The 18,692-nt window shown below is 59.5% G+C and carries 17 protein-coding genes and 1 pseudogene; 16 read left to right on the top strand and 2 right to left on the bottom strand.

Translation table 11 applies throughout. The annotated features are described in order from the left end of the window. Positions 1-17: 17 nt before the first annotated feature. From ABMA32_RS03720 to ABMA32_RS03665, 12 genes and pseudogenes are all read left to right on the top strand, one after another. A complete protein-coding gene (locus ABMA32_RS03720; protein ID WP_349012372.1) occupies positions 18-782 on the top strand; it encodes an electron transfer flavoprotein subunit beta/FixA family protein in 765 nt (254 codons plus the stop codon). Between the two features lie 3 nt (positions 783-785). Beyond that, positions 786-1,751: an electron transfer flavoprotein subunit alpha/FixB family protein gene (locus ABMA32_RS03715; protein WP_349012371.1), complete on the top strand. Its 966-nt coding sequence runs from the start codon at positions 786-788 to the stop codon at positions 1,749-1,751. Position 1,752: 1 nt separating this feature from the next. Beyond that, positions 1,753-3,720, top strand: a complete 1,968-nt coding sequence (locus ABMA32_RS03710; protein ID WP_349012370.1) for a heterodisulfide reductase-related iron-sulfur binding cluster — start codon at positions 1,753-1,755, stop codon at positions 3,718-3,720. A gap of 62 nt (positions 3,721-3,782) precedes the next feature. Beyond that, positions 3,783-4,706, top strand: coding sequence for an NAD(P)-dependent oxidoreductase (locus ABMA32_RS03705; RefSeq protein WP_349012369.1), 924 nt, complete (start codon positions 3,783-3,785; stop codon positions 4,704-4,706). Between the two features lie 3 nt (positions 4,707-4,709). Next, positions 4,710-5,495 (top strand): N-acyl homoserine lactonase family protein, encoded by a 786-nt coding sequence (locus tag ABMA32_RS03700; RefSeq protein WP_349012368.1) that lies wholly within the window; start codon positions 4,710-4,712, stop codon positions 5,493-5,495. A gap of 819 nt (positions 5,496-6,314) precedes the next feature. Beyond that, positions 6,315-6,957: pseudogene (locus tag ABMA32_RS03695) on the top strand (MFS transporter); the annotation flags it as partial. Between the two features lie 336 nt (positions 6,958-7,293). Beyond that, positions 7,294-8,508 (top strand): tyrosine-type recombinase/integrase, encoded by a 1,215-nt coding sequence (locus tag ABMA32_RS03690; RefSeq protein ID WP_349012367.1) that lies wholly within the window; start codon positions 7,294-7,296, stop codon positions 8,506-8,508. Positions 8,509-8,516: 8 nt separating this feature from the next. After that, a complete protein-coding gene (locus ABMA32_RS03685; protein ID WP_349012366.1) occupies positions 8,517-8,972 on the top strand; it encodes a hypothetical protein in 456 nt (151 codons plus the stop codon). A gap of 126 nt (positions 8,973-9,098) precedes the next feature. Beyond that, on the top strand, positions 9,099-9,275 hold the full coding sequence (locus ABMA32_RS03680) for a helix-turn-helix domain-containing protein (RefSeq protein WP_349012365.1): 177 nt from the start codon (positions 9,099-9,101) through the stop codon (positions 9,273-9,275). A gap of 208 nt (positions 9,276-9,483) precedes the next feature. After that, positions 9,484-9,744 (top strand): hypothetical protein, encoded by a 261-nt coding sequence (locus ABMA32_RS03675; protein ID WP_349012364.1) that lies wholly within the window; start codon positions 9,484-9,486, stop codon positions 9,742-9,744. Beyond that, positions 9,744-10,250 (top strand): hypothetical protein, encoded by a 507-nt coding sequence (locus tag ABMA32_RS03670; RefSeq protein ID WP_349012363.1) that lies wholly within the window; start codon positions 9,744-9,746, stop codon positions 10,248-10,250. The genes ABMA32_RS03675 and ABMA32_RS03670 overlap by 1 nt, the downstream gene beginning before the upstream one ends. Before the next feature lie 230 nt (positions 10,251-10,480). Further along, complete coding sequence (locus tag ABMA32_RS03665) at positions 10,481-10,657, top strand: hypothetical protein (protein ID WP_349012362.1); 177 nt, start codon at positions 10,481-10,483, stop codon at positions 10,655-10,657. 360 nt (positions 10,658-11,017) lie between these two features. Here ABMA32_RS03665 and ABMA32_RS03660 read toward each other — a convergent pair whose 3' ends face one another. Both ABMA32_RS03660 and ABMA32_RS03655 read right to left on the bottom strand, forming a co-directional pair. After that, positions 11,018-13,219: a KAP family P-loop NTPase fold protein gene (locus ABMA32_RS03660; protein ID WP_349012361.1), complete on the bottom strand. Its 2,202-nt coding sequence runs from the start codon at positions 13,217-13,219 to the stop codon at positions 11,018-11,020. A 59-nt stretch (positions 13,220-13,278) separates the two neighbouring features. Beyond that, the gene (locus ABMA32_RS03655) at positions 13,279-14,187 is read right to left on the bottom strand and encodes an Abi family protein (protein ID WP_349012360.1); all 909 of its coding nucleotides are present in this window, start codon (positions 14,185-14,187) and stop codon (positions 13,279-13,281) included. A 366-nt stretch (positions 14,188-14,553) separates the two neighbouring features. Here ABMA32_RS03655 and ABMA32_RS03650 point away from each other — a divergent pair, with 366 nt between their 5' ends. The 4 genes from ABMA32_RS03650 to ABMA32_RS03635 are packed head-to-tail and all read left to right on the top strand — an operon-like array spanning position 14,554 to position 18,690. After that, complete coding sequence (locus ABMA32_RS03650) at positions 14,554-14,709, top strand: plasmid mobilization protein (protein WP_349012359.1); 156 nt, start codon at positions 14,554-14,556, stop codon at positions 14,707-14,709. Next, positions 14,706-14,888, top strand: coding sequence for a hypothetical protein (locus ABMA32_RS03645; protein ID WP_349012358.1), 183 nt, complete (start codon positions 14,706-14,708; stop codon positions 14,886-14,888). The genes ABMA32_RS03650 and ABMA32_RS03645 overlap by 4 nt, the downstream gene beginning before the upstream one ends. A gap of 2 nt (positions 14,889-14,890) precedes the next feature. Next, positions 14,891-15,964 carry a hypothetical protein gene (locus ABMA32_RS03640; protein WP_349012357.1) on the top strand — a complete coding sequence of 358 codons (1,074 nt, stop codon included), beginning with the start codon at positions 14,891-14,893 and terminating at the stop codon, positions 15,962-15,964. Then, positions 15,961-18,690 (top strand): hypothetical protein, encoded by a 2,730-nt coding sequence (locus tag ABMA32_RS03635; RefSeq protein ID WP_349012356.1) that lies wholly within the window; start codon positions 15,961-15,963, stop codon positions 18,688-18,690. Before ABMA32_RS03640 ends, ABMA32_RS03635 begins: the two co-directional genes overlap by 4 nt. The last annotated feature ends 2 nt before the right edge of the window (positions 18,691-18,692 follow it).

Raw genomic sequence — 18,692 nt, 5'->3', positions numbered from 1 at the left:
TCGCCGGAGGAGGATTCGTGAACATACTTGTTGTGCTCCGCATTATGCCGGATGCGGCCGGCGAATTGCTATTGACCGACGACGGGCTTGGTATCGATAGGGAATGGCTGGATTTCCAGCTGAACGATTTCGACGACCATGCGCTCGAGGATGCCATTCTGCTCAAGGAGGCGACCGGCGCACGAGTATCAGCGCTCGGCATCGGCGAAGGGGCCAACCGGATTCTGCAGATGGCAGCCGCGCGCGGCGCCGACGAGGTGATCGCGGTCCCGGTCGACGAAGATGAGATAATCTCTTCGCGGGACTTTGCCGCGACAGTTGTGGATGTGGCGCGGTCCCGGTCAGTCGATCTCATCATCTGCGGTGTGCAATCAAGCGAAGACCTCTTCGGTCAGCTCGCACCCTATGCCGGCGCCATGCTGGACTGGCCGCATGTTTCCGGCACGAACCGCATCAACGCGGACGGGGACAAGCTGCACGTCACGCAGGAACGAGGAGCCGGCGTCTCAGTCACATATGAGGTTTCACTGCCTGCAGTGCTCGGCGTGCAGACGGCTACCAAGGCGCCGCGCTACGTCTCGGGCAGCAAACTTCGCGAAGCTTCGAAGACGCCGATCGACAGGAGCGAGCGGCGGGCACCGAATTTCGCGGCTTCCGCAAAGCTGAAGAGATTGCGGCTTCCTGAACAGAGCGGGGCGGCAGAACAGTTGGGCGACAACGCTGAAAGCGTCGCCGACCGCATCGTCGCGATCCTCGAGACCAAGGGCATCGGAAGGAATTGAACCATGAAGGTCTATGCCTGCACTGAGGGCCGATCCGGACAGGTCGATGCCGTTTCGCTGGAGATGATCGCCGCGGCGCGCCAGATGGTTGAGCCTGGCGACGAAGTCATTGCGTTCTTCGCCGGAAGCTCAAAAGAGGATGCCTGTGCGAAGTTGGGCTCGGCCGACCGGCTGATCGCAGCCGTCGCGCCAGGTGCCGAGATCGTGGCGGCCGACGTCTATGCACGCCAGCTTTGCGCGACTATCGCCGCCGAAGGCGCCGGCGCGGTAGTAGTCCCCTATTCCGCCAACGGCCTTGACGTCGCCTCGGCTGTCGCGGTCCGGACCGGCTGGCCGCTGATCAGCTACGTCGATCAGATCGAGCGCAATGGCGACACGCTTTCGGTAGTCGCGCGCATGTACGCTGGAAAGGTGCTTGCTGAATGCGAAGCGCCCCTGCCGGCGGTGCTGATGGTCAATCCGGGCGCGTTCAAAGAAGCCGATATAGCGCCCATCCCGCCAGAGCGCGTGCAAGTGGCGGACGCTTCGTCGGCCGTCGCGACAAGCGGCGCACGGCCAATCGCCATCGACCTGCCAGACTTCAGCGACGTGGACCTCAAGGCGGCCGAGCGTATCGTCTGCGTTGGCCGCGGCATCGGCGACGAGGCGAGCATCGATCTTGCGCGCGGTCTCGCGGACCTGCTCGGCGCGGAGATTGCCGGCAGCAGGCCCGTTGTCGATAGCGGCTGGCTGCCGAAACTACGACAGGTCGGTAAATCCGGACAGAAGGTCAAACCCCGCTTGTACATAGCGCTCGGTGTTTCAGGCGCTCCGGAGCATGTCGAAGGCATGGGACAGGCCGACACAATCATTGCGGTCAACACCGACCCAAAGGCGCCGATCTTCAGCGTGGCGCATTATGGCTCCACATGCGACCTCTTCGATCTGATCTCAAGTCTCTCCGAGCGGCTGCAAACCACAAGTCGCTGAGATGACTGCGACCTACACGCTTTGGGCCGTGACGCTCACGGCAGTCGCTCTGACCGCTTGGCGATGTCGGCATTACGCGCGCGCGCTGGCCGCAGCGCCTGCCGCTGCCCGGTTCGACCAGCCGCTGGAGCGGCTGAAAGGCGTCGCAGTCGCCGTCGGCCTGCACAGGCGGATGCTTCGCAAGCCGCTCTCTGGCGTCCTGCACGCTGTTATCCTTGTCTGCTTTTTCGTTCTTTTCACGGTGACGCTGGAGGCTTTCGGCTCGCGGCTGTTTCCGGGGTTCTCGCTGGCTTCGATCGGGGGTAACACCTGGATAGCCCTGCTGCAAGAATGTGCTGGCGTCGCGATGCTCGTTGGCGTGGGGCTGGCGATGTATCAGCGCTATGTCCTGAAGCCAGCGCGGTTCAAAGGCTCAAGCCGTAGCGACGCGGCGATCATCTATGGCCTGATCGTCACCATCGTGGCTTCCCTTCTTCTGGAGTCCGCATTCCGCATCCTGGATGGCGGCGCGCCAGGCTGGCGTCCGCTCAGCGTCAGGCTGGCGAGCCTGCTCGCCCCGGCCGCACCAATGGCGCATATCTGGGAAGGCGTGTTCTACTGGATACACGTCCTCGCGATCCTCGGTTTCCTCATCTATATCCCCGGCTCCAAGCATCGGCACATGTTTCTCGCCGGGCCAAATGTCTATTTCCGCAATCTTCAGCCGCGAGGGATCGCCCCACCGGCCCCGCCGGAACGTAGCAGCGCGGGCGTCAGCGAGATCAGCGCGTTCGACTGGAAGCAGCAACTCGATCTCCTGACCTGCACCGAATGCGGGCGCTGCCAAGCGGTGTGCCCAGCCTATGCGGCAGGTCTACCACTCAGCCCAAAGATGCTGATCACCGACATGCGCGATGCGCTAGCCTTGGGCCAGGCTGACCTTCCGTTGATCGGCGGCGTCATCAGCGAAGAAACACTTTGGGCCTGCACAACCTGCCGGGCGTGCATGGAAGAGTGCCCCGTGGAGATAGAGCATCTCCCGAAAATCATCGACATGAGGCGCTACCTCGTGAACGAGGGACATGTCAGCGCCGGGCTGCAGGACGCGCTTGCGAACATCGGCCGCGTCGGCAATTCCATGGGCAAGCCATCCAAGATGCGTGCCCGCTGGACCAAGGAGCTTGGCTTTCCCGTCAAGGACGCGCGCAGCGAGCCGGTCGATGTGTTGTGGTTCGTCGGCGACTACGCTTCCTACGACCCTCGCGTTCAGGAGATCACACGGAAAATCGCGGAACTGCTCGCGCATGCCGGCATCGACTTCGGAATCCTCTTCGACGCAGAACGCAATAGCGGAAACGATGTCCGGCGTGCCGGCGAGGAAGGCCTCTTCGAGACGCTTGCTCAGTCCAACATCGATGCGATCAACGCCTGCAGCTTCAAACGCATCCTGACCAGCGATCCGCATAGCCTGAATGCGCTGAAGAACGATTACCAGCACCTCGGCGGTCGCTTCGAGGTCCTGCATCACACGGCATTGCTGGCCGAGCTCGTCAAAGGCGGAGAGCTCAAGATCGCACCCGCTGCCTCCGGCAATCGCGTGACCTATCACGACCCCTGCTATCTAGGGCGCTACAATGGAGGCTTCGATGCGCCGCGCGAGTTGATCGCGGCTGCCGGCTACAGCCTTCATGAGATGCCGCGCTGCCGGGAGAAATCCTTCTGTTGCGGCGCTGGCGGCGGCCGCATCTGGCAGGCAGAAGACGGCGTGGTCGAGCGTCCGAGCGAGAACAGGATCCGCGAGGCGCTCGGCCTTGGCGATGTCGCGCTGTTCGTCGTCGCCTGCCCGAAAGATAAGGTCATGTACACCGCCGCCGTCGACGCGCTCGGGGCATCCGATCGGCTGAAGGTGGTCGATGTGGCGGAGTTGCTGATTCCGGCGAAAGGCCGGCGGAGGCCTGATGAGTTTTTGGCCGAGATACGGCCGGATTGAACGGGCGGCACGCAGGCCGTGGTTTTGACAGGGGCAGTGCCCCAAATTCGGGAGCTATATCTATGTCTTATTCCAAGGTCGGTTTCGTCGGCGTAGGCAAGATGGGCACGCCGATGGCGGGCAGGCTGATAAAGGCCGGCTATGAGGTGACCGTTTACGACCTCGACCGGTCAGCGATGCAGGAGCTCGGCAATGCCGGCGCGAAACTCGCAAGCAGCCCTACCGAGGTGGGCAACGCCGCGGAAGTGGTCTTCGCAAGCCTGCCGAGCCCGCAGATCCTCGAGACTGTCGTGCTCGGCGCGAACGGCATCGCGGCGGGAAGCAGCATCAAGGTGTTCATCGACATCTCCACCACCGGCCCGCGGACTGCGGCCAAGGTCGCGGAGGCGTTGAAGTCCCAGAACATCGCCATGATCGACGCACCCGTCAGCGGTGGCCTGAAGGGCGCCCGCAACGGAACGCTGGCGGTCATGACCTCCGGCCCGAAGACGGTCTACGAATCTGTGCGGCCCATTCTGGAGAATTTCGGCAAGATGTTCTTCATGGGCGAGGTGCAGGGTGCCGCGCAGACGATGAAGCTCGCCAACAATCTGCTCGCTGCTGCAGCACTTGCGGTCTCGTCAGAAGCGGTCGTCATGGGAGTGAAAGCAGGCCTCGATCCGAAGATCATGCTGGACGTCATCAATGCCAGCAGCGGCCGCAACAGCGCGACGGAAGACAAGTTCCCGAAATCCGTGCTACCGCGCACCTTCGATTTCGGCTTCGCCACCGGTCTTTCCTTCAAGGACGTGCGGCTGTGCCTCGAGGAGGCGGAAGCGATCGGGGTTCCCATGGTGGTCGGCAGCGCGGTGCGCCAGATGCTGAGCGTGACGAACCAGCTTTATGGTCCGGAATCGGATTTCACGTCCATGGTGCGCGTCATCGAGAGCTGGGCACATGTCGAAGTCCGCTCACCGCAGCAGGACGTGACCGTAGAGGCGGGCTGACCGATGCCATCGCACAACTACAAGGTCTACGCCGTCCGATACGGGCATTTCGAACGTCGATCGACCGAGAATTTCCTAGGCGGCGACACCCACGACGTGCCGATGCCGTTAGACTATTTCGTCTGGGCGATCGTCGGGGCGAAGCGGACCTTCATCGTGGATACAGGATTCGACAAGCCCACCGGCGACAGACGAGGCCGTTCGGTTGTCAGGCCCGTCGATGAAGGTCTGGCCATGCTTGGCATCGACCACGCCAAGGTGACAGACGTCATCATCTCCCACATGCACTACGATCATTGCGGAAACCATCACCTCTTTCCGAACGCGACCTTCCACCTACAGGATGCCGAGATGGAGTTCGCGACGGGGCGCTGCATGTGCCACCACGCGATGCGCCATCCCTTCGAAGCGGACGACGTGACGACGATGGTGCGCCGCGTCTTCGACGGAAAGGTTTGTTTCCACGATCCCGAATCCGAAATAGCGCCCGGCATCACCGTTCACAAACTGGGCGGGCACTCACGTGGCTTGCAGGTGATCCGTGTCAACACCGAAGGCGGCGCAGTTGTCCTCGCCTCCGACGCCGCGCACTTTTACGCCAACATGGATCGCGAGGCACCTTTCCCGGTTTTCGACCGTCTGGGCGATGTCATCCTTGGCGTTGAGAGAATGAAGAGGCTCGCGAGTTCGGACCAGCATATCGTGCCCGGTCACGATCCGCTCGTACTGCAGCGATTCACTACTGTCGGGACAGGTATCGCCGACCTGACGCTGCCAGCGGGGATTTGATCGGTACAGGATACTCAGCTGCGTCACGGGAATGATGTTGTGAGATGGCTTCGACTGGGAGTCCGCTTGCAGAAGAAACTTCTGCCGAAGTGAGCCAGGCCATCGCGCCTGTCCGACGTCGCCGGCTCGGACATCGTATAGGGAAACAGTGCGCCCTGCGCTCAAGAGCTCGTGAAATGCATAATCTCTCAACTGCAAGCTGGTGCGAAGGCATCCTGCTGAATGCCGCGAAACGGGCGTGGATAAGTGATCGACAGTAACACGGAGCAAGCTGCTTGCTCGCCCGATGGCTCAGTGGTTGGTCGACGAGGAGAGCATCAGCATGAAGGATGCAGACTTTCTGATCGCACAATACGTCCGGCATCATCTCCTACAGCGGCATCTTCCAGGAAAACGCATCGACGCAGACGGTCTCGGCAGGGTTTCGACGAGCCTTCTGAAACATGAGACAGATCGATACCGGTTGAGTAAGCGACCCCTGGGGCAAGACGCCGAGAGGGCGGGCTGGCTCTGAGATCGTTTAATGAGCGACTCGGCCGTCGTCGCAGTCTAGGATCTGGCGGCGATCTGGCAGGCCGCTGCTCGCTGGGAAGAAGCCCCCGCCCTATCCCAGCGAGCTATGTGCGGACCACAACAGCTACCCTGCAATCTGTGTGCCAGCCAGTTCTGTTGCGAAACAGGACATCAAACTGCAGAAGCCGGCGTTCCGTATGGATGCGCCTGTAGCTGATCGGGACAGACATGCATTCCAAGGCGCCTGAAGAGCTGGCCGTCCCTGCCATCTGCCGCCGGTTTCGCCCGGGCACGCTGGCTCCTCAGGAGACCAGCCCGGAGGCATCCGACTGGCGTGCCGATGTGCGCGCCATTGCTCATCGTCCCGTTTTGCTCGGGCTGCTGACGACTATCCTCGGCTACGCCGGCGTATTCGCGGTCTTCACCTATATCGCGCCGCTACTGACGGAGATCAGCGGCTTTGACGCCAGCGCGGTTTCCCCGATCCTGCTGGTTTTCGGCGGGGGGGTTGGTTGCCGGCAACTTACTGGGCGGCAAGCTCGGCGACCGGAACCTGATCCGTGCCATCCTGGGGACCCTCCCTGCGCTTGCGCTCGTGCTCGGCTCCATAGCCGTCGCCTTCAACAATCAGATTGCAGCCGTGCTTTTCACCGGTCTGTTGGGTGTGGCAGGCTTCGCTACCGTCGCACCCTTGCAGATGTGGGTGCTGTCTAAGGCCGAGGGCGCAGGCCAAAGCCTCGTATCCAGTTTCAACATTGGAGCCTGCAATCTCGGCAATGCCATCGGCGCCTGGGCGGGCGGTATGGTGATTGACTATGGGCCTGGCCTCTCATTCGTGCCATTGGTGGCCGCAATATTCCCAATCACAGCCATCGCTGTGGCTCTTATCTCCGCCAATGCGGGAAGACCGGAAAGACGGACAGAGTCGTATTCGGCTTGCACCCAATGACAATCACGCGCGATGCGACAGACGGTGCAGCAGGAATCCGTAACCCGCGGCGTTCCGGGCTTTAGACAAACATCTGTCCGCCAACATCGCCGGAAAGCCGCCAAGCTCGTCCGCCAAACAGCGATGACACACGGTATTCCACCGCGTTTACAATCACTTACCGACAGACTGCGATTAGCAAGATGGCGGAGAGAGCGTCCGCCTAACTATCATTCGCCTTCATTCGTGGATGTTCGCGCGACCCTATCAATTCCAAGGGATTGAAGGCTGTACCATCTTTCACCGTTCGCCATCGTCCGCTATTATCCCCACTTTGAAATGGGGATGGAAGTGGGGATGGCCCGAACCCTCCACAAAATGTCGGATGCTTCGGTGAAGGCTGAGAAGCAGCCCGGACGCCATTCGGACGGCGGCGGGCTCTACCTCAACGTCGGGCCAACCGGTAAGAAGTCCTGGCTGTTCATGTGGGTGCCAAAGGGCGGCAAGCGCCGTGAAATGGGTCTTGGTGCTTATCCCACGGTGAAACTCGCTGGTGCCCGCGCCAAAGCTGCAGAATGCCGTGTAGCGATCGAGGACGGCCGGGACCCCATTGCAGAGAAAGCGAAGCAGGCCGAGCCGACATTCGGCGAATGCGTCGATCTCTTCATTTCTTCGATCAAGTCGGAATGGCGCAACGAGAAGCATCAGGCGCAGTGGAAGATGACGCTGTCCGATGCCTATTGCGCTTCCCTTCGTCCAAAGCTGGTTTCCGCGATCAGCACCGAGGATGTGTTGTCGGTCCTCAAGCCGGTATGGCTGGGCAAGAACGAAACTGCCTCCCGGCTTCGTGGCCGGATCGAGCGTGTTCTGGAATTCGCCAAGGTGAAGGGCTGGCGATCGGGAGAGAACCCCGCAGCATGGCGCGGCAATCTTCGCAACCTGCTTCCTAAGCGCCAGAAGCTCCAGCGCGGCCATCAGCCGGCAATGCGCTATCAGGATGTCCCGAAGTTCGTTGAACGTCTCCGCGCTTCTGAGGCCCTTGCAGCCCGCGCATTGGAATTCGTCGTCCTCACCGTCGGCCGTTCCGGCGAGGTGCTTGGCGCAACGTGGTCGGAGATCGACTTTGACGAGAAGCTCTGGAACGTGCCCAAAGAAAGGATGAAGGCCGGCCTCGCCCACACCGTGCCGCTGTCCACACCAGCCATGAAGATGCTCAATACCCTGCACGAGCATCGCACCAGCGAATTCGTGTTTCCTCGCACAGAGGACAAGCCGCTGTCCGACATGGCGATGTTGATGCTACTCCGGCGCATGAAGCTGAAGGACATCACCGTTCACGGCTTCCGCAGTTCATTCCGTGACTGGTGTGGCGATGCCACGACATTCCCGCGTGAAGTTGCCGAGGCAGCACTTGCGCACAAGGTCGGCGATGAGACCGAGCGGGCCTATCGTCGATCGGACGCGCTGGAGAAGCGCCGCAAGCTTATGCAGGCCTGGGCAGATTACGTCGGCTCCGTGAAGGCCGGCAACGTGACACAGTTCAGGAAGAAAACAGCGAACCCTCAGGGATAAGACTGGCTATGTCCGAGTTCGAGCCCTTCTCGTATTTTACGGAGCGCCAACGCCGGATGAAGGCCCTAGCGCTGCGGCTGAAGATAAGTCCGGAACAGCCCGAAGAAATCGTCTGGGCCTTCATCGGCCAAGTGTTGGCCCAACGTGAGGTCGAGTTCCGAGATTTTGCATTGTTTGACGGATATTTGCAGCCGAAGGCCGGCGCGCCAATAAAGGATGAGCTATCGAGCGTGCTGCTTGCTGAACGTGTCGCCGCTCATATGGTAGACTTTCCCGACACCGCAACTATTACTGCAGCCTTGGTTGGTCTCGGATTTGCTGAACATCAGATCCCGTCCGCGCAGAAAGCTGTGTCTGAAGGGCGCAAAATCCTGCGTGAGCGCGCCCGTCTGGAAGAGCAACGCAGGCTGGCCGATGAAGAGCGGTTGAGAAGCGGACGGCGCAAGAAGCCGACTTCAGAATAATGCCCCAAGCAATTATGACGAAATGACCGGCGACAGATTCCGGCGCAATTGGACGACGCCCTAGTACACCCACGGACTAGGTTGCGTACTGGCCGGCCCGCCAGTGAGAAGGGAAACCTCTCACCCATGACCAAGATCGCCGTCACCATTCCCGAAGCCAGCGAGATGTCTGGCATATCCCGGACCTCGCTCTACAAGTTGTTTTCCGAAGGCAAGTTGCCGCGCCGCAAGAACGGGAAACGCACTCTCATCCTCGTCGAAGACCTTGAGCGCGTCGTCAAGTCGCTGCCGGAAGCGGCTTGAGGCGCGACCATGGAGCTACATAGCAAAACGGCCAGCCTGGCAGGGCTGACCGTTCCGGTATCGTCGAAAGGTGTGGTGCCTTCTTCATACCAAAACCGCCCCGAAATCGCAACGTCCGAGTACGCCGCAATCAAGCTGGCGACGCGGTTTCAGATGACCCTCAGCACCTCTCGCGAGATTTGTCGCATGGCGGGGATCGGAGGCGCCCATGTCTGAGATGGCCGAGAAAAAGTCCTTCGAGTCCCAAAAGGCATGGAGGGAAAATAATCCGCAGAAGGTGTGGGCGCAGCGTGCACTCAGAAGCGCTCTCAAGATGGGCATGCTTCATCCGGAGCCCTGCCGCGTATGCGGCCTAGAGCCGGCCGAGGCACATCATCCTGACTACGATCGTCCGATGGATGTCGTCTGGCTCTGCCGCCGTCATCACAAGGCAGAGCATGCCCGCCTCAAATGCGAGGGGGTATACTGATGAGCCGCGACTTCTCCAAGCTGTCACCTGAGATTTGGCGCTCGCCACGGTTCCATTCGCTGGGCAATAGCGAGGCCGCTTTGCTTTGGCACTATTATGTTGCCGGACCCCACGCGAACAGTTCGGGGTGCTCACGCATCCCGGACGGATATGCTGCTGCCGATTTCGCCCCCTTCGGCTGGACGGTTGCTGACTTGGTTCAGCATCGACAAGAGCTAGCCGACGCGCAGCTGATTACGTTCGATCCGGCGACCAGCGAGGTCTATGTCGATCGATGGTTCGTCCATAACCCGCCGACCAACATTTCCCATGCCAAGGGAGCCAGCAAGATCATCTGCAAAATCGAAGGCGAGGATCTGCGTTTGAAGGTGGAAGAGGAGTTCTTGCAGACCGAGTGGGGCCAGAAGCTAAAGCAGGTCCAGGATGCTGCAGCCAACGTCACTTCAATCGCACCTGAGGACCGTCTTACTGCCACTAGGTTCATGAGAGGGGGAGGCACCAGATGACAGCCTGTCCAGAGCCTGTTGAGACCCTGTCGACACACAAGACAGAGACAGAGACAGAGACAGAGACCCAGACGGATACCAGACGAGACGAAGACAAAAACAAAACAAAAGACTTTTACTCAGACCGCGCTTTTCGGCGAAAGTCGTGCAGCGGAAACGTCGCAGGGGCTTTGGAGGAAGTGGAGCTTGTCACCAACGGCAGCTTCCTTTCCTGAGACCGGAGGCGCGACATGAAACAGCCCAATGCAAATTTGCAGAAGCCTCGCTTTGATGCAGTCGGGCTGGCGATCATGATATCTGGCGTGACCTGCATCGCCTATGTAGATATCGATGGCGCTTCATGGGCGGGAAAGTTCCGCGAGCGTCCCCGGCACGCTAGGTCCTGGACCCGCGAGCGCAATCCATAAAGCTAAAGTCTCGGATAGCGGCAAGCCGACGGGAACATCAGCCAGCGACCTATTATTTGCGATAATTCGTTGGCCTGGCACGCGATCAATCACATACCGAGCGAGCCTTTTTGTTTCATCCGACAACGCCGTCTGGGTGCGCAGTGTTGGAAGGGATGCCGCAAGCCAACCAGTGTTGATTTCCATGTCCCTAAATTTGGAATGTAGATCGGCGTGATAGCTGATGGCCCCTCTGCGCAGATCAATGCTGTCACTAATCGTCATCTCATGCATGGCGACAAGCGAATAACACTCGCACAGCAACTCTTCGATCCAATAATTATGGGAGATCCTCCGGTTTACTGACATCTGCCTACGACACTAATGGTTGTTCGCCTCTTCAGCGGCGCGGAGTCGCGCCAGTGCCGCTGAAGCCTTCTTGTTCTTGCGGGCCAAAGTTTCGAGACGACCGAATAGTGCATCCACGTCGAGGATTCCTTCGTAGCTTTGACGGCTGAATGTCAGAACTATACGGCTTCCATCGCCGCCGGACTGGTATGAGCGCCCGGGCAGCTCGTTGGCCAACATCACCGTTTTCTCATCGCTTTTGAGAACCTTAGTGAACCAACGCCTCAAGGTTTCCATGTCGCTCATCCGCCTCCATGCCCATATCAGCCGGATCGGCATCGGATTGTTCCAAACGGAACCATCGTTGCATGCTGCAGCTATCTCATCCCTTATAGCTATGGCTGCCGCCTCAATTTTGTCGGCAGCAAAGATGAGATCAGATTCGTGCTTTTTTTCGCCGCCGAAAAAGCCGTGGTTCCGAGCATCGTGTTCGACAACAGCGGTGCGAATTTGGAGGCCGGCATCATAATTGACCAGAGTCGTCAGGACTTCGTCGCGCTGCGATTCATTCAGCTTCCCAGTGCCCAAACGGACAATCCTGTCCAGCCGTTCAGCGTTATTGGTCACAAAGAGCTCCCACACGACGTCGCCCCGACGGATCAATTCATCGGAGTTGTCCAAAATCGCCTTCAGTAGCGCTGGCGTTAGCAGGGGATTTGCGTAGAGCGTTGTGCTGATCTGATCCAAAAGGCTCGCGATCCTGGACGGCGCCCTGCCATTCGGGTCATCCTTCGCCAGTCGCTTCAACGTTGTCTTCAAAAGCGTTGCGGGCTTCGGCGCATGCAGTAATCTCTCAACCTCTGAACGGCTGAGCATCCGGGTGTCGCGACCGAAGACGAAATAGTTTCTATGGTATTCCTTGGTGCTGATCCGTCTCTGTTCTTTCTGAAGAATGTAGTAGGTACCGTCCGCCATATAGGTGTTCCACGCCTTTGCTAGACGTGGAAACATCAGTGCCATCGCATCTTTTGCTGCGTCTGGTTTGGTGGCAGACACAGGCTCCATTCGCTTACCAAATGCCTTATCTTCTTCGAAACGGGCATCGGCATGAGTGATGACTTCGATTTCGTCGCGGATTAGGGCGTAGATACCAGCATCAAATAGCTGGAGCGTCGTGAGAACGATCAGGTCTGTCAGGTCCACATCACCCGCGACATTTGGCCAAATTACTTGCAGCGTATTCGCTAAGCGCGTGACATCGCGTGGTGTCTCAAGATAGGGGTCAATGACGCTCCTCATCGCCAACTCCCATCTCCGCTGATCGGCCGGCACCGCGTCTCCGATGATCGCGTTAACGCGCGTGTAGAAAAGCTGTCTCAACTCCTCCCGCCATGGAGGTGGCAATTTTAGTGATACCTGGACGATCTTCTCAAGAAACGCGGGATCCATCCTCTCAGCGTTCTGCTGGAGACCCAGGTGAACAACCTCTGAGTCGAATGACAGCACGTAGAGCACGTTCGGGAGGTCGCCGAGCGATTTCACGAGCGAGAAGATCGCCCGCATTTCGTTTGGCAGGAGACGATCGATGTCGTCGATAATTATGATTATGCGTTGATCGGCTGTTCGTAGTGCCTCTGCTAGTTTTTTCTTTGCGCCCTCAAGCGAGCTTTCTGACCTGATCAACTTACTGGCAGCTTCCCCTGCTGCCTTGCCAACGGCTCCACCGGCAGCGGCGGCTGGTATGTTACCCGTTGCCAGAAAACCGCCTGCGACAAGGCCCCCCGCGACTGAAGGTAGATACCCCGCTAGCGTATTCATTGCCTTCTTGAGAGCGCCCTCTGGCTCTACGTCGATCTGTGCAGAAAGTTCGCTAAAAAACGCGCGAACAAGATTCTCTTGGCCGGAGAAGTTCCAAGGATTGAAGCGTACAATATGCGTCTTCCTAAGCCTCGCCTTTTCTGCCCATTTTGCGTCGAGGCCAGCTTCGGCGAGCTTTTCGAGATCGTCTCTCCCTTCCGCCGCACCACTCAGTACCCGAAGCTTTATAGAGCGCACTGCCAACGCTATCGCGCTGCTCTTACCGGCCCCCCACGGGCCTTCCACAGAGATAACCAAGCCGTCCTTCGGACTCATCTGAAGCAACGAGTTTGCCAGCGCCTCGGCGAACGATGAAAGGCCAAACGCGTCTTCGCTAGGATGAGAAATTGGCCTGTCGCCAAACAACCGTTCGGTCATGAAATACCCCCCATCGAGACCACTAGTTCTGCTGGTAGCGCGAGGAACCGCTTCCGTGATTACGGCTGCACCGCCCAGGCTGACATCTTCTTCCAATTTGGCGGGAAGCCCATCGCGACGGTGTCTGCCAACGCCGAGCTATCCATCAGCTCGATTAGTTCCTGACGCCAGCGCGTACCGGGGGCAATTATCCCAAGCAGATAACCAAGCACTGCCAGTGTATTGTATATCCGTCCCTGCGACGCCGGGTTCATCGCGAGTTTCAGGCTTGCAGGCGAGTTGGGCACCATCATTTTGACCGTCACCTGCTTGTTCCAGAGGCGCCCGTGATGAGCGCAAATATTCCGGATGTAGGTGAGATGGTGCGCCAGCGAGACAAGGATAACTTGGTCCAGTCCATATGGCTTCGCTATTGCCTGGCGGTCGGCGCGCCCTTTCAGATTGCTGAGCCACATTGAGAGCTGACCTAGCGAGATGATTTCCGCAGTCATCCAAATAGGCGGATGCTGGGGATCATCGTACTTCTGCTTGTAATGCAGGATGAACGTGTCCTTGGATTTATTCACCTCCGATATGAGGGCTGTGAACGATTCGGCATAGCGATCCGGACGATAGTACAGCGCGGGATCGAGGTAGCCGTGCGGCCCGTATTTCATCGCCAGGTGATGCGCCCAACAGCCGCGCAGAGATACCTCCACCCGCTCGATCGCGTCCATGATCAGGAGCCGAAGACGCCTGTCGAAAACGTAGAGCGCCAGCACATCGTCAAAGCTGGTGCCCGGCTTGAATGTGTGTTCCCCGTCAGCAGGAGCCGGGTCTTCGAATGGAAGCCAATAAGCCCTGAGCCGGTAATAGCTTATATGACGAAGATAGTGGGTTGCGACGCGGTGATCCGGCACAGCCATCCCGCGAGCTTCGATCCGCTCGATTTGTTCCGCGATGGAAAGCGATGGCTTGGTGAACTTCATCCCGGAATACCGGGGATTGCTGAACCGCCAAAAACAAAAACCCGCCGGGGTGCGCAGTTCGAAACCGAAGTTTCGTCCGAGGCGTGGCGGGTGTTGTTACGGGGAGATATGGCCCATCCTCCTTAAGAAGGCAATAACGGCACTGCGCAAAAACAGCCCGCTCATTGCCTGTTTGCACGCAACCCATTGATCCAGATTCGGATTTTTTTTCAAGCGCATCGCCAGCGCAAGTGTACGTACAGGGACGGTCCCGAACGTATGTGGATGCCCCTGAACGACAGTTAACATACTGATTTAATTACGCTTTGTGACTTTTGTGGACACGCGACCTATGGTAGGTTGTGCGCAGCCGATGTGGAGGTCGCGATGCGCTTTTCCGAACCCATGAATGAACTGATCAAGATGCGCGTCGGCAGAGACGAGAAGCGCCAATTGATCGAGATCGCCCGTCGTCGTGGCCTGAGCCTTTCCGAATTTCTGCGCCAGACGGCCACGGAAGCAGCCCGGCGGGTTTCCGCGTGAGCGATCTGACCCTCATGGCCCTGTGGAGCCGCCACAAGCGCGACTGCCGTCCGATCAGCGGCATCATCGCCGATGCGCGCGCCGGCCGGCTTCCCGGCATCGAACCTCTCCCCACGGGCTTCGGCCATCGTGTCGTGGATGAACGCGCTGCTCTGACAGCGATGCAGAGGAGCAACTGACCGTGGTCGATAACAGCATCGCATTGCGAGTCGAAACGCCCGACATCGCCAACAGCTTCATTCGCGGCCAGGAGTCCGCTCAGCGGCAGCAAATGAACTCGCTGAACATGGCGGCGACGCGCCAGAACATGGCGACGCAGCAGCGTGAACAGGGCCGCGAGGAAGCGCTGGAGCTCATGAACCTTCTCGGCTCCATCGGCCTTGGAGCAATGGGTGGCAAGATAGATGGACAGGCTGACCCCAAGATGTGGGAAGAAGGCCTAGATTATCTCGACCAGAGCGGCCTCGGCGTAGACACTAAGCCATATCGCGGCAAACCCGAACTCGCGCGGCTTCTGGTTGACTCTTCCATCTCGGCCACAGATCGAATCCGCCAGGCCCGTGAAGACCGAGAGTTCCAGTTGTCGCTTGAGCGTTTCGACAAGGAGCTTACGACCGCCGCAGCCAACCTCGACATCAACCGGCAGCGGCTCGACCTCCAGCGCGATCGCACCAGGATCGCCCAGGACAAGGCCGACCAGCCTCCAAAGCTTTCGGCGACCGAACTGAAGGCTGTTCATGAAGCTGAGGACTCCCTTCCCGGCATCGATTCCAGCATATCGCAGTTGGAGCGAGCGCTTGAGTTGAACGAAACGGCCTTCAGCGGCTTTGGCGCTGGTATGCGTGGCGCTGTCGGCGCAAAGACAGCTGATTGGATGACGCCAGACTGGGTCGCCGACAAAGCGGGGTCCGAAGCTACGTCCGAATATCAGGCCATCATGACTGGCGAAGCCGCCACGGCCATGTCTGCCGCGTTGAAAGGTGCCACCACCGACAAGGAACTCGGCATCTTCATGGACATCATTGGGGATGTTTCAAAGCCGCCGAAAGTCCGCAAGCAGGCCATCGACCGCCTACTTGAGCTGGCCAAGGCGCATCGAGCAAAGGCGACCAAGCGTATCGAGGAATTGAGGAATGTTGCGCCAGCACAGCAGCAAGGTTCCGGATCAGGAATTGAGCCAGGCACAGAGCAAGACGGCTATCGCTATACCGGTGGCGATCCGGCCGACGAGGCAAGCTGGGAGATGCTCGAATGAGAATCGAGAACTCCACCACAGGAAAGACACGAGACCTGCCGGTAGCGGACAGCTATCTGGCTGATCTCGACACGGTGCTGCGCGCCACCGATCCGCGTCTCGGAGCACGGATCGTATCGGCGGGTCAGTCACCGAAAGGTAGTGGAGGCAAGCGCACCGGTTCGACGCGCCACGACGTTGACGACACCGGCCATGCGCATACTTCCGATCTGGTTTTGACCCTGGACGGAGAAGATATCCTTCCGGGCGATCACAAGGACATCTATGCAAAATTCCTGAAGAACGCAGCAGGCAAGTTCCCCGGTGTCGGTCATTACTCCTGGGGCGTGCACATCGGTGGCGGCTCTCCCGCAATGTGGGGACCGGACACCACGTCGAAGTCAGTCGATCCAATTTTTGCCAAGGCTATCAGCGAAGGGCGCGGCGACATAGAGCGCCGCCCCCTCCCTGCCGTGGTTAATGGCAAGCCTTGGGAGAAATACCGCACCAAGGCCGAACCCGGCACCGAGGCCGCGCCGGCTGCCGCCAAGGCAAAGCCGTGGGAGAAGTATCGCGCGCGCACATCGGAATCGACCAAGTTCCCGGAGCAGGCAGACGCCTCGGAGTTCTTTGACGCTGACCGTTTTGGCGGTCCTGCGCCTAAGGGTGATAGGGTCATCCCTGCCTCGCGTCGTGGCGAGTTGCAGGGCACGGAACTCAGCGCCATGGAGCGCGTCGGCAATGCTCTCTACGACGCCGGCAAGGCGATTGGTCTCCCCGTCGATCGTATGCGCCGCGACAATGCATCTCTCGACGCTGCTGTTCGTGGTGCTGCCGATACTGCATCTTTCGGATTGGCCGACGAGTTCGCTGCCGCTGCCGATTCCGTCACCGGCTTGACCGGGGAGCGCGGCAACTATTCTGGCAATCTCGATTATCAGCGCGCACAAGATCGTTACGATGCCGAAACAAACCCCGTTGCCAGGACCACAGGTCAGATCGGCGGTGGTGTAGCGACGGGCGTCGCCGCCGCGCCTCGCGCTGCTTCGAAATGGTGGGGCCGCCTAGCGCAGAACAGCCTCCTTGGCGGCGTCTACGGTGGAGCCTACGGATTTGGCAGTGGCGAAGGGGGCTTCGAGAATCGAAGAGACAACGCATTCTCTTCAGCTCGTGACGGTGCGCTGATCGGTGTCGCAATCCCCGCCGCTATCGAAGGTACGCGCGGCGCATACAAGGCCGTCAACTACCTCACCACCAAGCCGGTGGGCAATGTTGTCCGTGGCGTAGCCAACCCTTCAGGCAATGCGATGCGTCTGGCGAACCGTGCGCTGGCCCGTGACGGACTGATGCCGGAAGACGCCGCAGCCAGGATGCAGACTGCTATCGATGCCGGTGACGACTCGATGATGTTGATGGATGTGGCTGGCGATAACGTCCACCGTCTCGGGAAATATGCCACCAACATTCCGGGCCAGGGCGCGCAGAAAATCCAGTCCGCCGTACATGACCGCCAGCTTGCCCAGCCGGAGCGCATCATCGGTGCAATCCAGCAGGGCCTGGACGATCCCGGTCGATATTTCGCGACAATAGACGACATCATTGCCCAGCGTCAAAAGGCGTCGAAGCCGCTGTACGACAAGGCATGGGAAACGCCTGTGCCGTTCACGCGAAAGCTCGAAAGCCTGCTTGGGCGCGGCAAGGTGATGCGCGATGCCCTGAAGCGCGCCCGCGACCTCGGGGAGGCCGAAGGCATTCCCTCGAAGCAGTTCTTCGCCCGGATAGCAGATGACGGCTCCTACACCATCGAGAGCGTCCCTGACGCCCGCCAGTGGGATCTGATGAAGCGTTCGCTGGATGACATCATTGACGGCGAGAAAACCATCCTTCCGAACGGCACTGAAAAGCTCTCCAACCTTGGCCGTATTGTCTTTGGCATCAAGCGCGAGATGCTGGAGGAAATCGACCGCGTGAACCCGGACTATGCAGCTGCGAGGAAGGTCTATTCCTCAGCTTCGGAGTCCCTGGATTCAGTTGAGCAGGGCAAGAAGCTTCTCGACGCCGACCCGGAGCTTGCTCGTCGCAAACTCGCGGACATGAGCGAGGGTGACAAGCAGCTAGCCCGCCTTGGCCTTTCCAAGGCGATGTCCGACCGCATCATGCGGATGAAGGACGGAGCGAACACCGTCAGGGCCATCTTTGCGTCGCCAAAGCACAGGGCTGTTCTCAAGGCCGCGTTCCCCGATGAGAAGTCATTCACGGCTTTCGAAGAAGCGATGACCCGTGAGGCTCAGAAGACGAAGACCAAGCAGGCTATTCAGGGCAACAGCAGCACGACGCGCCAGGTCATCGATGCGGCCGACGCGCAGGATGTTGACGAGGCTCTGCTTAACAGTCTTGCCACAGGCGGCATTCGCGGTGCTGCCATGGCTGTGGTTCGCAAGGCCCTCAGCCGTGCCGTCGTCGTCAACGAAGCCACGGCGAAGGAACTGGCAAACATCCTCACGACCACTGATCCCAAAGTGGCAAATCAGATCATCGAGCGCATGCAGATGATGGCGATGAAGAACCAGCGTTCGGCCAAGAACTGGCAGCGCGTGCGAGACGTGATGCGCAAGGGCGGCATTGTCGCTGGCACCGGCCAATCTGCGCAGCCTGCGGAAATGCCTCCCGCAGCACCGCCGCGCATTCTTGGGCAGGATCGTCGTCAGCCTCTGGAAATCACTGTCGGCCCGGTAGGTGGCCCGTGATG

It is taken from the genome of Mesorhizobium quangtriensis (assembly GCF_040081925.1).
Taxonomy (GTDB): domain Bacteria; phylum Pseudomonadota; class Alphaproteobacteria; order Rhizobiales; family Rhizobiaceae; genus Mesorhizobium_K; species Mesorhizobium_K quangtriensis.
Note: the sequence above shows the minus strand (reverse complement) of the source record. Positions and strands in the feature narration are given on the sequence as shown.